Consider the following 14,014-nt stretch of genomic DNA (forward strand, 5'->3'; position numbering starts at 1 on the left):
AGAACGATGAGCTGGAAAACCGCCTACCGATCCTTCTACTACGAAACCGCGCCCGAGCCCGAGGATATCGTGCTGCCGCCCGACGAAACGGCGCTGTTGGTGATCGACATCCAGAACACCTACCTGGAGCCCAAGGACTCGCCCGAGGAAAACACCCGCTGGCAGCCCTTCTTCGACCGGATGAACGACATCGTCATTCCCAACACGCGCGCCTTGCAGGACTGGGCGCGGGGCAAGGGGATCGAGGTCATCCACGCCCGCATCGCCTGCCTGAAAGAGGATGGCCGCGACCGCTCGCTCAGCCAGAAGAAGCCGGGGTTCAACTATCTGCTGTTGCCCAAGGACCGCGAGGACAGCCAGATCGTGTCGGCGGTGGCACCGGAGGCCGACGAGATCGTCGTGACCAAGACGACCGACAGCGCGCTGACCGGCACCAATCTGCGGATGATCCTGCACAACATGGGGATCAAGAACGTGATCGTGGCGGGCATCTTCACCGACCAGTGCATCTCGTCCAGCGTGCGCAGCCTGGCCGATGAAAGCTTCAACGTCGTCCTCGTGGAGGATTGCTGTGCCGCGGCGACGGACGCGCTGCACCGCCACGAGCTGGAGGTGATCAACATGATCTACTGCCATGTCGCCAGCAGCGCCGAAGTGAAAGGTTTTGCCGCGGGCTAAGGCAAGACCGCTTTTGGCGCATCCCGGGTGACCTGCGCGGCAGGCTGACTGCCGCTTGGCGCCGGCAAGGGCTATCCCGGCCTTGGCGACAGGTGGCGCATGGGCATCGCACAGGTTTCGGGAATGAAAAAGCCCTCTGGGTTATCAACCTAGAGGGCTTGTTTTGGCTCCGGCGGTAGGGCTGGCGGGACCAAACCTAACGTGGTCCGACCGGCCTCAAACACCTTTATATCAACGCTTTGCGCGACATGCGCTTCAACCCGGCTGCCCGGCGTGTGTGCCGGACGTGGTGTATTTGTGTGCTGAGCGTGCCTCATTCGACGTTCGAATGCAATCGGTCCTTTGCGAGGCATTCGGGTAGGTTATTGTTCCGGCGCTCGTTGGCAGTCTACTAGTAACAAACGCTTAACTTTTCCGCTGGCAGAGCTTACGCGTCTAACCCTCATGTCTAACTTGTTTCGGGTGCCAGTATTGCTTCCGTGAAGTGACCAAGTAAGAAGCGGAAGATTCCCGATTGAGAAATCTCCGTCTGGACGAATGGGAATGACGCGGTTGAATTGGTCGACAAAGACACGCGCATTTCGCGACAGTGAATTGTAGCGGGTAACGTTACCTCGCACTACCTCTAGGCCAATGGATTCTTCTTGGGTGTTCACCCAATCCTTGGTTTCCAAGTTGAACGTGACTAGCTCGGTTCGCGGGGTCCCAATGGACATTGAAGTTATGGTCCCTTCGTCACCAATGGGTCTATGAGCGTCTTGCAGGCTTCCTTCCAAAATTTCCGAAAGTTCATCAAAATCCACGGGAGGTTTCTTGAGCGGAGGCGGCTCTTTTCGCTGATAGAGTTTCTTGAGACTCGCTGTTTCAGGTTCCGCGTCGAGACAGCCTGTGGCTCGTTTGAACGCAGTCTTGATGAAATCGTAGAACATAGGCGCGCCTATGGCTACCGCAGCTGTCGACGTGGCCGGGTAGGTTTCCATCAATACAATCAGTTCAAATAGGAAGCTGCCTTGACGGGCAGGTTTTATGTGGATTGATGCGCCTTTCATCGCGGGTGCGCGCGTTGTTACCTCTCCCGTCATGTATGCATGTGTGGCAAGGTGCAGCGCACGGGTAATGCCATCAATCGAAGTGGCTCCATCATAGCCCGGAAGGACGTTTTCGTCAGCCAAACCACCCGTGTATCGAATCTTAATTCGATGTTCTGATAAAGCGACCATTGGTTTATCAATTCTCTGAGGTTTCTCCAAAAAGATGTATTGTCCTATAAACGGCTAAGCGAAAAGAGCAGAAAAATCTGAAAGCGCGAACTCGACGGTTGATGTTCCGCGCATCCCCCCGTGGGGGGGGCGTTCTCGATGTAGCTGGCCGGGCATGTCGCCCATGCAACGCGCCCCGGCCTCTGAGGCCCACCCACCAGCCCCGGCAACTCCCGCGCGACACTCGCACCGGACCACCTTCGCGCCCCCTTCGCTGTCTCACAGGGCTTGCCCTAGTGAGTCGTCTCTGGCTGCCCGGAAATCTGTCCCAATGGAATAGCCTTGACATTCTGAGACAGCGCAGCCTATCACGTTTTAGACCTTGTGAGACACATTCCGAGAGGCAGGAGGCGAGACGATGCTTGTGGGATATGCGCGCACCTCGACGCTGGACCAGACAGCGGGCCTAGAGGGGCAGGAGCGGGACTTGAGGGCTGCCGGGTGCGAACGGCTGTTCGTGGAACAGGTCTCATCGGTGGACGTGAAAGAGCGGGCGAGGTTGGCCGAGGCGCTGGCCTATGTCCGCGAGGGCGACACGCTGGTTGTCACCAAGCTGGACCGGCTGGCCCGGTCGGTGGCCCACCTTCTGAACATCCTCGACACCCTGACCGAACGCGGCGCTGCGCTGCGGGTGCTGGACCTGAACCTGGACACCGGGACACCCACGGGGCGGCTGCTTCTCACCGTCCTTGGCGGCATCGCTCAGTTTGAGCGGGAGATCATGCTAGAGCGCCAGAGGGAAGGCATCGCCAAGGCCAAGGCCGCCGGGAAATACAAGGGCCGCAAGCCCACGGCACGGGCGAAGGCGGATGAGGTCTTGAAGCTGCACCGGGAGGGCGTGGGCGGGACCGAGATCGCGCGCCGCGTGGGCATCGGCAGGGCGAGCGTCTACCGGATACTCAACGAGGCCGATGGGGTGGCCTGAGCGGTAGCGGCTGAGCGGTAGCGGCTGACCTCCCTGACACACCCTGATCTTTTCTCAGGGACGCACTCCTCGCTCAAGGCGGCTCTGCGGGGCCGTGGGGAGTGGTAGGGAGCTTGTTGGGTAGCGGCTGACCTCCCTGACACACCCTGATCTTTTCTCAGGGACGCGCTCCTCGCTCAAGGCGGCTCTGGCCACCTGGTCTCAGGTCACGACCGCGATGGCCGATCGTTCCTGGTGCCTGAAACGGTGACGAATTCGAAGGGGGCGGTTCGGCACTATTTCACCCAAGCCGAAGTCGACCGGTTCCGGGCCACCTACGTGACCCTGGGCGAGCTCGTGGCCAGCCGAGGTCAATCCGCGAAGGCGATCCGGAAGGCCTTCGGTGAAGCCGGGATCGAACCCATCCTCCCGCGTCCGAAACTCGACGCCTATGTCTATCGACGATCGGATATCTGACCTGCGTTTCCAACACGATTTTTCCCTTTAAGGCCGCTCTTTCGGGCGGCCTTTTTTCGTGCCGTCTCCGGAGTTCTGGCGCAGGCATCCGCGAATGGGTGATAATGCCTTGGTTGGAATGGGCGATAATGCCCTGGAAAAATGGGCGAATGGGCCGCCGGATTGACTCTGGGTTGACGCAATTTCAATAACTTACGGCGGATCAATGGGCTTTAATCACCTGCCTCGACAACTGTTGTTATTGTCGAACCAGCCATAAATTGGCCGTTTGACCGATGAAATGGCCATTCTGGCACGCAAAACATGGCCACCGCGTTCGTTTGGGCGCGGTGGCTTTGTTTCATTGGTCTCCACGCCCAGGGCTCCGCCAGGCGCGGACCAAGGCAAGCTCCGGTTCACGGGTCATCAGGCTGACCTGTATATCTATGCACTTTGTGCTGATTGCTGACCGGCGTGCGGAATGCACCGGCGCCAAGTGTAAACCGCGCCGCGGCGGAAAACATGTTCAAGGATCGTCATCGGGGCCACCTCAATATCGAGGCAGGTTCACCCTGTGGGACAGCCGTGTATGACACCCTGGTTCCAGCACCGGTATCGGGCTATCCGTTTCCGTTCTATACCAGTGACTTAATGTGGGATTTGGCTGGGGTGGTAGGATTCGAACCTACGGTACACGGTACCAAAAACCGCTGCCTTACCACTTGGCTACACCCCAACGGTGCGCGCGTAAATACGCTTAGAGCGGGCGGGCTGCAAGCCCAATCTGGCGAAAAATCGTGTCTTCTTTTTCCAGGGGATCACATGCTAAGGGGGTGGCTCTTGGCCAGACGGTCGAACGCCATCAGGGTGTCGATCAACGCCGGCATCTGCGACAGCGGGATCATGTTCGGGCCATCCGAGGGTGCGCTATCGGGGGTCTCGTGCGTTTCGATAAAGACCGCCGCGACCCCCAGCGCCACAGCCGCGCGTGCCATGACGGGGGCGAATTCGCGCTGTCCGCCGCTGGCCCCGCCCAGCCCTCCGGGCTGTTGCACCGAATGGGTGGCGTCCATCACCACCGGATAGCCCGTGCGCGCCATGATCGGCAGGCTGCGCATGTCGGCCACAAGGGTGTTATAGCCAAAGGACGTGCCGCGCTCGGTCAGCAGGATACGGCTATTGCCGGTGGCCTCGATCTTGGCTGCCACGTTGGGCATGTCCCATGGGGCGAGGAACTGACCTTTCTTGACGTTGATCGCCGCCCCGGTCTTGCCCGCCGCGACAAGCAGGTCGGTCTGGCGGCACAGGAAGGCCGGGATTTGCAGCACATCGGCAATTGCGGCAACCGGCGCGCATTGCTCCGGTGTATGGACATCGGTCAGAACCGGAACGCCCAGCCGGTGCTTGACCTCGGCCAGGATTTTCAGGCCAGCCTCGAGGCCCACGCCCCGCCGACCCGATATAGAGGTGCGGTTGGCCTTGTCGAAACTGCCCTTGAAGATATACCCCGCACCCGCCGCGGCGCAGATACGGCGCATCTCGGTGCCGATCATCAGCGCGTGTTCGACGCTTTCCAGTTGGCAGGGACCGGCAATCACGGTCAGCGCACGGGCATTTCCGACGGTCAGCCCGCCGATGTCGATGTCTTTCATGTCAGGCCGATACCTGTTCCTTGAGGACCGAAACGGTGATGGAGATCATCAAGTATATCCCGGCAAAGATCAGGAAGGCCAGAATCGTGTTTTCGAAGGCGCGCGGATAGGTGGCCTCGTCCGGGGCGACCGGGCTGACGCCCATCGACAAATAGCGTACTTGCCGGTTGGCCTCGATCCGGGCGGTTTCAAGCTGTTGCAGCGCCTGTTGCAGCAAGAGTTGCCGGTTGGTGAGGTCCGCCTCGGCGATACGCAGCTCTGCCGAGATGCGGGCCAGCGAATCCCCCCCGATGCCGCTTTCGGTCATCGAGGCGCGCAATTCTGCCACCAGGTCCTCGAGCCTGCGAATATCTCCGCGCACGCCGTCGACGCGGGCCTGGTTGGGGCGGGTATTGTCCAGCAGTTGTTGCAGTTGCAGCCGCTTTTCGCGCAGCTGCGTCTCGAAGGTGGTGATCTGCCCCATCAGCGCGCCGGTTTCGCTGGCCGGGTCCAGCACACCCAGCTTTTCCTGCAATTCCAGAACGCGCTGCTGGGCTTGCGACACCTTCCGTTCGGCATCCTCGTAACTTTCGCGCGCGCCGGACATCTGATCTTCGCGCAGACGCTGTGTCAGCCCGTCGATGCGTTCCTCGGCATAAGAGATCAGCGCGTTCGAGAAGGCCGCGCTGGTCTGCGGATCGGCGGCGCTCACCTCCATCTTGAGGATGCCTTCGGTGGGGTCATAGCCGATCTTGACCGCCTTTCGATACAACTTATAGGCCGCCTCTGCGGTGCTCGCGGGCGGCAATTGCTGGATCGGGTCGATCCAGTCCTGGCTGAAATGCGCGCGAAACCCCTGATCCTCGTCGAGGCGCAGCATCGCGTCGCGCGATTGCAGATAGCTTTGCACCGCGATCGAATCCTGTTGCATCGCCAGGCCCGTCCCCTGGAACAGGCCGCCCAGACCCCCACCACCCGCCGAGTCGGCCTGCTGGATCACGAATTCGGACTTGGTGGCGTACATGGGCGTGGCAATATTGAAATAGTAATAGCCCACGAAAATGGTCGGCAACAGCACGAAGGCCGCCAGCCGCGCGAACAGAAGCGCCAGCTTGCGCCGGCGTCGGCGGGCGATGTCGCGCTGGATGTCATGCACTTCGCGCAGCCGTGTCGCGGCCGGAGTTTCGATTTGCGTTGCTGGCAACATGTTGCCTTGCGCAGCGGTGCGGGGCAGGGCGGGAAGGCCGAATTCCGCCCCACGTCCGGGCGCCTCGCCCTGCACAAGCTCTAGCATGTTGGCACGCTGGAACGGATCGATCCCTTCACCCCGCAACAGCCGTACCGCATCGTAATCCGATGTCGGCGCCAGCCCGTGTTTCTGTGCGATACGCCGGGCCATGCGCAATTGTCGGCCCGTAAGCCCCTCTCGCCGGATCGCGTCGATTTCCTGGTCTGCCGAAAGTCCCGAGCCCTGAGCGCGGCCCATGCCCTGCCCGGCGGGGGGACCCATCTCGTCCTGCGCCGGATAGCCGGCGGCCTGGCTGGCGCGATCACCGGCCCCGCCCTGTTGCGCCGCGGCACGCGCGGTGGGAAAGGGCATCGGGCCAAAACCGTCTTCGTCGACCTGCCCGTCCTCGGCCCGATCGGAACTGGCGGCATCCTCGTTCAGTCGCAGCGAACCGCTGCGCCGGACCCGGAATTTCTTAGCCTTTGGTTTGATAGTCATAAAGCGCCTTGGCCTCTTCCAGACTGTCGAACATGAAAAGCTGCCCATCGCGCAGCACCGCCGCAGAGCGGCAGAATTTTTCCAGCGTCGCGGGCTGGTGCGAGGCAATCACGATGGTCGCCCGTTCCAGCCGCTCGCGCAGGATAGCACCCGCCTTGCGGTTGAATTCGACATCCGTGGTCGAGGGCATGCCCTCGTCGATCAGATATATGTCGAAGTCAAGCGCAAGCAGCAGCGAAAAGTTGAACCGCGCCCGCATGCCCGCGCTGTAGGTGCCCACGGGCATGTCGAAATATTCTTCGATTCCGCATAGCCAGCGCGAAAAAGCCTCGACATAATCCGGGTCCAGCCCATAGAGCCGCGCGATGTAACGGGCATTCTCGGTTCCGGTATGGCGATTGACGACACCGCCCATGAATCCCAGTGGAAAGGAAATGCGACAGGCGCGCGTGATCGTGCCCTCGTCGGGCTTTTCAAGTCCGGCCATCATGTTGATCAACGTGGTCTTGCCGGTGCCGTTCGGGGCAAGAATGCCCAGGGAATTGCCCAGCTCGACGCGAAAGGATACGCGGTCAAGGATCACCTTGCGCTGCTTGCCCGTCCAGAAACTCTTGCTGACATGGTCGAACTCCAGCATCGGCATCCCCGCTTGGTCCAAGTCCCGGCGCCGGGTGCCGGAAACGGACTGGTTCTATTCTGGAACCTAAGATGGCTTTGGGGCCATATTATGTCTTCTGCGCGATTCCGAACAGTGCGACCCTGCAAGGCGCTTGCCATCCGCCCGCCTGCTCCACCGTCGCGACTTGGTGTCGCCCCTGCCGTACGCCCCTGTGGATCCTTGGCGCGGCGGATTGGCCGCCGCGGGCGTTTTTCCCTTGCCCCGTCCGTTACGGGGCAATACCGCGTGACCCGGGCGCCCCTGCGTCGACGTCGATCCCGTCACAATCCCGCGCGCCCGCCCCAAGAGGTGCTTGCATGACCGAGCAAACCCCGCTGGACCGCGCCCATGCCGCCATGGCCGCCGCCCCGGATGATCCCGCGCCGCGCCTGCGCTATTACGGCAGGCTCGCGGCGAGCGAGCTGTTCCTCCTGCTCGAATGCGAGGCCGAGGGGGATCGCATCCGTCCCCGCATCTTCGCCCCTGACGAGACCGGCCCGGTCGTGCTGGCCTTTGACCGCGACAGCCGGCTCGTGGATTTCACCGTGACCGCCAGTCCCTATGCCGCCCTGCCGGGCCGGGCACTTGCGCCGATGCTGGCCGCCCAGGGGCTTGGGCTCGGCGTCAACCTCGGCACCGCGCAGGCCGAGATTCTACCAGCCGAGGCCGTCGCCTGGTGGGCGGACACCCTTGCCGTTCCAGCCCCCGCTCCCGCCCGCCTCGTGCCGCGATCGCTTTGCCCTCCCGCCGACCTGCCGCCAGACCTGCTCTGCGCGCTCGATACCTGTCTTGCCGCGATGGGCGGGCTGGTGCAGGCGGCCTGGCTGACGGGCACCCGCTTCGACCAGGGGGGGCAGGGGCTCTTGCTGATCCTCGTCGGCCCTGCGCCGGGCGCCGAGGAGACGCTTGCCCGCGGCGTGGCCGAGGCGCTGCGTTTCAGCGGCCTGGACGACGGCAGGCTCGATATCGCCTTTCGGCCCGCCGGGGATCGCCTCCTTGACCTGATTGCCCGGGTCGGGGTGCGTATCGACCCGCCCGACCACGACCCCGTCAGCCCCGTGCCGCTGCGCGATCCCGATGCGCCCCCGCGCCTGCGCTGATGTCTTCTTCTTGGTCCAAGTACCCGATCCCGCGCCCGCCCCGGCGGGCGCGGCCCCGCCCAACGCCGGACAAGCGGGCTTGCCCGCGCCGGCCGGGGGCGGGAGTGCCTTCTCAATAGCCCCGCGCGCGGTCCACCAGGTGCAGCAAAGGCTCGTCCGCCTCGACGCGGCGGATATTCTCGACGATCACGCGTGCCGCGCTTTCGGGGCGGGTTTCCGAGGCGATATGCGGCGTGACCGTCACCTTGGGATGGGCCCAGAACGGATGCTCGGCGGGCAATGGTTCGGTGCGAAAGACATCCAGGGTGGCATGGCCGATCCGGCCGGATGCCAGCGCCGCCAGTAGCGCGTCGTCGTCGATCAGCGCGCCGCGCCCCGGGTTGATCAGGACCGTGCCGCGGGGCATCCATGCCAGGCGCTCCGTATCGATCAGGTTCTCGGTCTGCGCGGTCAGTGGCAGCAGCAGGACCACGATCTCGGCCCTGGTCAGTACCTCAACCAGCCCCTCGTCGCCGTGGTGGCAGGCGATACCGTCGAGACTGCGCGGCGTGCGGCTCCAGCCCAGCACGTCGAATCCCAGCCCGACCAGCGCGCCCGCCGCCACCTGCCCAAGCGCCCCTAGCCCGAGCACCGCCACCTTGCGGTCGCGCGCCAGCGGTGGTGCAATCGGTGCCCAGTCGTGGGTGGGGTTCACGATATGCGCGTCCATGCCCAGGTGATGGCGCAACACGTGCCCGGCCACCCATTCGCGCATCCCTTCCTCCAGCCCGGCATCGACCATCCGGCATAATGGCTGGGTCAGGGTGGGGTTGCCCACGATGCCTTCGACCCCGGCCCATAGGCTCAGAACCGCGCGGCATCCGGTGAAGGGGGTAAAATCGGACAGCCCGCCATTCGGCGCGTAGACGATGTAATCCACCCGTTCCGGGTGCTCGGTCGCGTTCACCAGCCGCGCGGCGATCCCGGCCTTTGCCAGGGCCGCGCGCAAGGGCACCTCGTATTGTGGCCAGCGCGCGGGTGGTGCGGAAAACAGGATCGTGCGCATCAGCGTCCCCTTGGCCGGTGAATATGTGCGCTTTGCACCAGTCCAAAGGCCACCAGCAGCACCAGCATGGCAGACCCCCCGTAGGATACCAGCGGCAGAGGCACGCCGACCACCGGCGCAAGACCCATGACCATCGACATGTTCAGCGCGAAAAACAGGAAAAAGGTCGCCGCGATCCCGATCGTCAGCAGCGCGGCAAAGCGGTCGCGGTTTTGTAGCGCGGAGGCCACGCAGAAGGCCACGATCAGCACGTAAAGTGCCAACAGGGAAATCCCGCCGACGAAACCGAATTCCTCGGCCAGCGTGGTAAAGATGAAATCGGTATGTTTCTCGGGCAGGAAGTTCAGCCGCGATTGCGTCCCCTGCATGAAACCCCGGCCCGTCCATCCGCCAGATCCCAACGCGATCTTGGACTGGGTTATGTGATAGCCTGCTCCCAGCGGGTCCGAGGCGGGATCGAGAAAGGTATCGATGCGCCGATACTGGTAATCCTTGAGCAATTGCCATCCCGTGCCGCGCGACAGGAACACCGCCGTCACCAGACCCGCGCCAAGCCCGATCACCGCCGCGAAGTAGAGCCAGTGAACACCGGCCACGAACATCACGATCCCGCCGCCCGCGATCAGCAACAGCGCGGTCCCGAGATCGGGTTGTCTGAGTACGAGAAAGGTCGGCAACAGGATCAGGATCAGGGGGATCGTCACGAATTGCGGGCGCGAGACGTGCCGGATATCGAGCCAGTCGTAATAGGCCGCGAGAATCATCACCAGCGTGATCTTGGTCAACTCCGAGGGTTGCAGCCTGAAAAAGCCAAGGTCGATCCAGCGCTGCGCCCCCATGCCGACGCTGCCAAAGAATTCGACCCCGACCAACAGCATCACCGACACGCCATAGGCCAGCGCGGCCATGTTTCGCCAGAACCAGATCGGTATGAAGGCCACGAAAAACATCGCGGCCATGCCCAGTGCAAAGCGTTTCATCTGGGGCTCGGCCCAGCGTTCGACCGTGCCGCCCGCAACCGAGTAGAGCATGAGAAATCCCACGCCGGCCACCGCGCAGAGCAACAGCACCAGCGCCCAGTTGACATATAGCACCTTGCGCAGTCCCGCAGGCACAGTCTTGACATTGTATTCGAGATAGCTCACGCGCGGCTCCTCCCGGCGGCGGGCGCGCTGTCCAGCTTGCGCAGTGGCAGCTTGCGCAGGTCCTGCTCCTTTTGCCAGCGCTGCCGGTCGGGGTATGCGCTGAGCGGCGGCAGGTCGCCGTAAAGCGCCCGAAGCGTGATATCCCGGGCGATCGGGGCTGCGGCGGTCGAGCCTCCACCGCCATGCTCGACCACCACGCAAACAGCGATGCGGGGCGCCTGGGCCGGGGCGAAGGCGACGAACAGCGCGTGGTCGCGTCGTTCCCACGGCAGATCCTCGTTGCGGAAAACGCCCGCTGCGCGCTCGGCGGTGGTGATGTTGCGTACCTGGCTGGTGCCGGTCTTGCCCGCCATGGCCATGCCCTCGGCCACCACGCGCGAGCGGTAGGCGGTGCCGCGGCGGCTGTTGACCACGTCATTCATCCCTTGCCGGATATACGCAAGGTGGGCCGGGTTCACGTCGAGCGGCGCGCCAGCGGGATGGGGCTGTTCCATCCCGTTGACAGATCTGACCAGGCGGGGCATCAGCGCCCGGCCCGTTGCGATGCGCGCGCTCATCACCGCCAGTTGCAGCGGCGAGGCCAGCACGTAGCCCTGGCCGATGGCGGCGTTCAGCGTATCGCCCACGACCCAGTCGGCGCCGCGGTTTTCACGTTTCCAGGCCTTGTCGGGCATCAGCCCCGAGACCACCGCTGACAGGGGCAGATCGTGGCGTTCGCCCAGGCCGAACTTGCGCGCCATGGCGGTGATCTTCTCGATGCCGACCCTCTGGGCGATATCGTAGTAATAGACGTCGCAGGATTGTTCGAGGCTCTGGTTGAGGTTGACATGCCCGTGCCCGCCGCGCCGCCAGCAGTGGAAGCGCCGCCCGCCGACCTCGAGATGGCCGGGGCAGTAGACGGTTTCCTCGGGCGTGATCAGCCCATCTTCCAGCGCGGCAAGCGCGGTGATCATCTTGAAGGTCGAGCCGGGCGGATAGGCCCCCTGCACCGCCTTGTTCGAGAGCGGCCGGTATGGGGTTTCGGTCAATGCCTTGTAATCCGCGACCGAGATGCCGCGCACGAACTTGTTCGGGTCGAAGCCGGGCGACGAGGCGATGCCCAGGATATCGCCCTGGGCCAGGTCCATCACGACCGCGGCCGCACTTTCTTCGCCCATCCGGGCCTGCATGAAATTCTGTAACCCTGCATCCACGGTCAATTGCAGCGCGGCACCTGGCTGGCCCTCTACGCGGTCCAACTCGCGGATCACGCGACCGACCGCGTTCACCTCGATCCGGCGGGTGCCTGCCTTGCCGCGCAGCAATTCCTCGTGTTTTGCCTCGACGCCGGTCTTGCCGATCTGAAAGCGCGGAATCTGCAACAGCGGATCGGGGGCGTCTATCTGCGAGAGATCGTAATCCGACACCGGGCCTACGTAACCGACCACATGGGCGAAATCGGGCCCCATCGGGTAAAGCCGTGACAAACCCACCTCGGGCGTGATCCCCGGCAGGATCGGTGCGTTCACGGCAACGCGCGCGACATCCTCCCAGCGCAGGCGGTCTGCGACGGTCACGGGCACGAAGGGGCTGTGCCGGTGAACTTCGCGCAATGCGCGTTCGACTGATTCGGCATCGAGCGGGACCAGTCGCGCCAGCCGCGCCAGCGCCTCTTCGGGATCGCCCGCGTCTTCTCGCACGATGACGATCCGATAATTCTGTTCGTTCTCGGCCACGATCCGGCCCGCACGGTCGAAGACCAGGCCGCGCATGGGCGGGATCAGTCGGATATTGACGCGGTTTTCCTCGGCCAGGAGGCGGAACTGGTCGGCCTGGGTGACTTGCAGGTGTCGCATCCGCAGCGTGAGCATCCCTGCAAAGCCTGCCTGGACCCCGCCCAGGATCAGTGCGCGGCGGGTAATGCGCCGCGTGCTTTCCTCGGTTTCGCGACCGGGGCGTCTCATCGCAACAGCCCCCTCGGGTCCAATTCGCCCGGTGTCACGCCGCGCACCAACAGCGCATAGCGCGAAACGAATGCCACGACGGGATAGATCAAAACCGACAGAACCGCCTGAACGCCAGAGGCGCCCAGCCCCGCGCCGGGCACGGCGAAAAGCGCCAGTGCCGCCCCTTGGCAGATGAACACCGCCACGATCGTCACGCTCGCCATCAGCCATTCGGTTCCGAACGGTGTCTCGACCGACATTTGCTGGCGGGTACGCAGGAATTCGCTGCCAAGCAGCACCAGCGCCGTCAAAAGGCCGGGTGGTCGCATCAGCATGATATCCAGCATCAGAAAGACCCCGCAGATCAGCCATGGCGGCAGGTAGTCGGGCCGACGATGCAACCAGGCAATGGTCAGGCACAGCATCAGGTCAGGGCCAGGAAGATGGCCCGGCGTCGTGTCCAGCGGCAGGATCAACAGGAATGTCATCGCGCCGGCCAGCCCGATATAGATCAGGCGGTAAAACCCGCGATCAAGCGTGAGCGGATCAATCATCGCTCGCCCTCGGTGTCGCGGCCATGTCCGGTGTTGCGGGCACCGGGCCGATCGGTGCCGGGGCAATCAGCGCACCGGGATCCCGGATCACCTCGCCCTGGTGACTGCGCAGCACGCGCAGGAATTCCAGCCGGTCATATTCTGCCGCCAGCCGGACCCGAAGCTGCCGGTCACGGCCCAACGTTACGTGGCCGACCAAAAGGCCGGCGGGGAAAACCCCGCCATCACCAGAGGATACCACCCGGTCGCCGGGTTGCACCAGCTCGGTATCCTCGATGAAATCAAGCAGCGGCCCGGCCGAGTTGTCGCCGGCCATGACCGCACGCTGGCCCGAAGGCTGGATGGTGACGGGAATGCGGCTGTTGGAATCGGTCAGCAGGATCACCCGCGAGGTGGTCCGCCCCACGCCTGAGATCCGCCCGACCAGGCCAAGCCCGTCGGTCGTGGCCCAGCCATCGACGATCCCGTCGCGCGCCCCCACGTTCAACAGCACCGACTGGCGGAAGGGCGACCCGCTATCGGCCATCACCACGCCGGTGACATAGGTCAGGCTGGGGTCTAGCCGGACCTTGTTGAGGTCCAGCAGCTTGGCGTTTTCCTGCTCCAGTTGTAGTGCGGCCTCTTTCCAGGCCTTCATCTGGCGCAGTTCGCGACGCAATTCCTGGTTTTGTTCGGCGAGGCGCGCGTAGGATTGAAACCCTTCGACCAGTTCCCAGGTTTTGGTTACTGGCACCAGGGCCCAGTCGAAACCGGGTACCACCCGGTCAACGATCTGCGCGCGCACCCGTTCGACCCGCGGGCTATCGATGCGCCACAAGACGAAAAGACCCAGAAGGAAAAGAACCATGGCGCCGATCAGGATCGTCCGGATCGGGCGTGCATAGTCGAGAGGGCTGTTGCGGTCTGCGGCCAAGGCTGCCTCGCTTCACGCGT

General features: G+C 63.6%; 13 protein-coding genes and 1 tRNA gene. 4 read left to right on the plus strand and 10 right to left on the minus strand.

Going from position 1 to position 14,014, the window contains the following annotated elements; genetic code table 11:
• Positions 1-6 precede the first annotated feature (6 nt).
• Complete coding sequence (locus tag EV663_RS09475) at positions 7-678, plus strand: cysteine hydrolase family protein (RefSeq protein ID WP_132951558.1); 672 nt, start codon at positions 7-9, stop codon at positions 676-678.
• Between the two features lie 362 nt (positions 679-1,040).
• Here the strand turns inward: EV663_RS09475 and EV663_RS09480 are convergent, their stop codons facing one another.
• The gene (locus tag EV663_RS09480) at positions 1,041-1,928 is read right to left on the minus strand and encodes a DUF7946 domain-containing protein (RefSeq protein ID WP_132951559.1); all 888 of its coding nucleotides are present in this window, start codon (positions 1,926-1,928) and stop codon (positions 1,041-1,043) included.
• Positions 1,929-2,295: 367 nt separating this feature from the next.
• On the opposite strand from EV663_RS09480, the gene EV663_RS09485 reads away from it, so the two are divergent.
• Together EV663_RS09485 and EV663_RS09490 are read left to right on the plus strand one after the other, a co-directional pair.
• Complete coding sequence (locus EV663_RS09485) at positions 2,296-2,862, plus strand: recombinase family protein (RefSeq protein ID WP_132951560.1); 567 nt, start codon at positions 2,296-2,298, stop codon at positions 2,860-2,862.
• Between the two features lie 246 nt (positions 2,863-3,108).
• Complete coding sequence (locus EV663_RS09490) at positions 3,109-3,318, plus strand: hypothetical protein (protein WP_132951561.1); 210 nt, start codon at positions 3,109-3,111, stop codon at positions 3,316-3,318.
• A gap of 640 nt (positions 3,319-3,958) precedes the next feature.
• Here the strand turns inward: EV663_RS09490 and EV663_RS09495 are convergent.
• The 4 genes from EV663_RS09495 to EV663_RS09510 all read right to left on the minus strand — a co-directional run bounded on the left by EV663_RS09495 (position 3,959) and on the right by EV663_RS09510 (position 7,291).
• Positions 3,959-4,033: transfer RNA gene (locus tag EV663_RS09495), tRNA-Gln, on the minus strand.
• Between the two features lie 82 nt (positions 4,034-4,115).
• Positions 4,116-4,949 (minus strand): 3-deoxy-8-phosphooctulonate synthase, encoded by an 834-nt coding sequence (gene kdsA, locus EV663_RS09500; RefSeq protein ID WP_132951562.1) that lies wholly within the window; start codon positions 4,947-4,949, stop codon positions 4,116-4,118.
• Between the two features lies 1 nt (position 4,950).
• Positions 4,951-6,654 (minus strand): KpsE/RkpR family capsule polysaccharide export protein, encoded by a 1,704-nt coding sequence (locus EV663_RS09505; protein WP_132951563.1) that lies wholly within the window; start codon positions 6,652-6,654, stop codon positions 4,951-4,953.
• Positions 6,632-7,291: an ABC transporter ATP-binding protein gene (locus tag EV663_RS09510; protein WP_132951564.1), complete on the minus strand. Its 660-nt coding sequence runs from the start codon at positions 7,289-7,291 to the stop codon at positions 6,632-6,634. Before EV663_RS09510 ends, EV663_RS09505 begins: the two co-directional genes overlap by 23 nt.
• 338 nt (positions 7,292-7,629) lie before the next feature.
• Here EV663_RS09510 and EV663_RS09515 point away from each other — a divergent pair, with 338 nt between their 5' ends.
• Positions 7,630-8,412, plus strand: a complete 783-nt coding sequence (locus EV663_RS09515; protein WP_132951565.1) for an SseB family protein — start codon at positions 7,630-7,632, stop codon at positions 8,410-8,412.
• Positions 8,413-8,524: 112 nt separating this feature from the next.
• Here EV663_RS09515 and EV663_RS09520 read toward each other — a convergent pair whose 3' ends face one another.
• The 5 genes from EV663_RS09520 to mreC are packed head-to-tail and all read right to left on the minus strand — an operon-like array spanning position 8,525 to position 13,994.
• Positions 8,525-9,457, minus strand: coding sequence for a 2-hydroxyacid dehydrogenase (locus EV663_RS09520; RefSeq protein WP_132951566.1), 933 nt, complete (start codon positions 9,455-9,457; stop codon positions 8,525-8,527).
• Complete coding sequence (rodA, locus tag EV663_RS09525; RefSeq protein WP_132951567.1) at positions 9,457-10,602, minus strand: rod shape-determining protein RodA; 1,146 nt, start codon at positions 10,600-10,602, stop codon at positions 9,457-9,459. Before rodA ends, EV663_RS09520 begins: the two co-directional genes overlap by 1 nt.
• Entirely contained in the window at positions 10,599-12,545 is a 1,947-nt protein-coding gene (gene mrdA / locus EV663_RS09530) for a penicillin-binding protein 2 (RefSeq protein WP_132951568.1), read from the minus strand. Before mrdA ends, rodA begins: the two co-directional genes overlap by 4 nt.
• The gene (locus EV663_RS09535) at positions 12,542-13,081 is read right to left on the minus strand and encodes a rod shape-determining protein MreD (protein ID WP_132951569.1); all 540 of its coding nucleotides are present in this window, start codon (positions 13,079-13,081) and stop codon (positions 12,542-12,544) included. The genes mrdA and EV663_RS09535 overlap by 4 nt, the downstream gene beginning before the upstream one ends.
• Complete coding sequence (gene mreC / locus EV663_RS09540) at positions 13,074-13,994, minus strand: rod shape-determining protein MreC (RefSeq protein ID WP_132951570.1); 921 nt, start codon at positions 13,992-13,994, stop codon at positions 13,074-13,076. The genes EV663_RS09535 and mreC overlap by 8 nt, the downstream gene beginning before the upstream one ends.
• Positions 13,995-14,014 lie beyond the last annotated feature (20 nt).

Origin of the sequence: Rhodovulum bhavnagarense (assembly GCF_004343505.1) — a bacterium.
Classification (GTDB): Bacteria; Pseudomonadota; Alphaproteobacteria; order Rhodobacterales; family Rhodobacteraceae; genus Rhodovulum; species Rhodovulum bhavnagarense.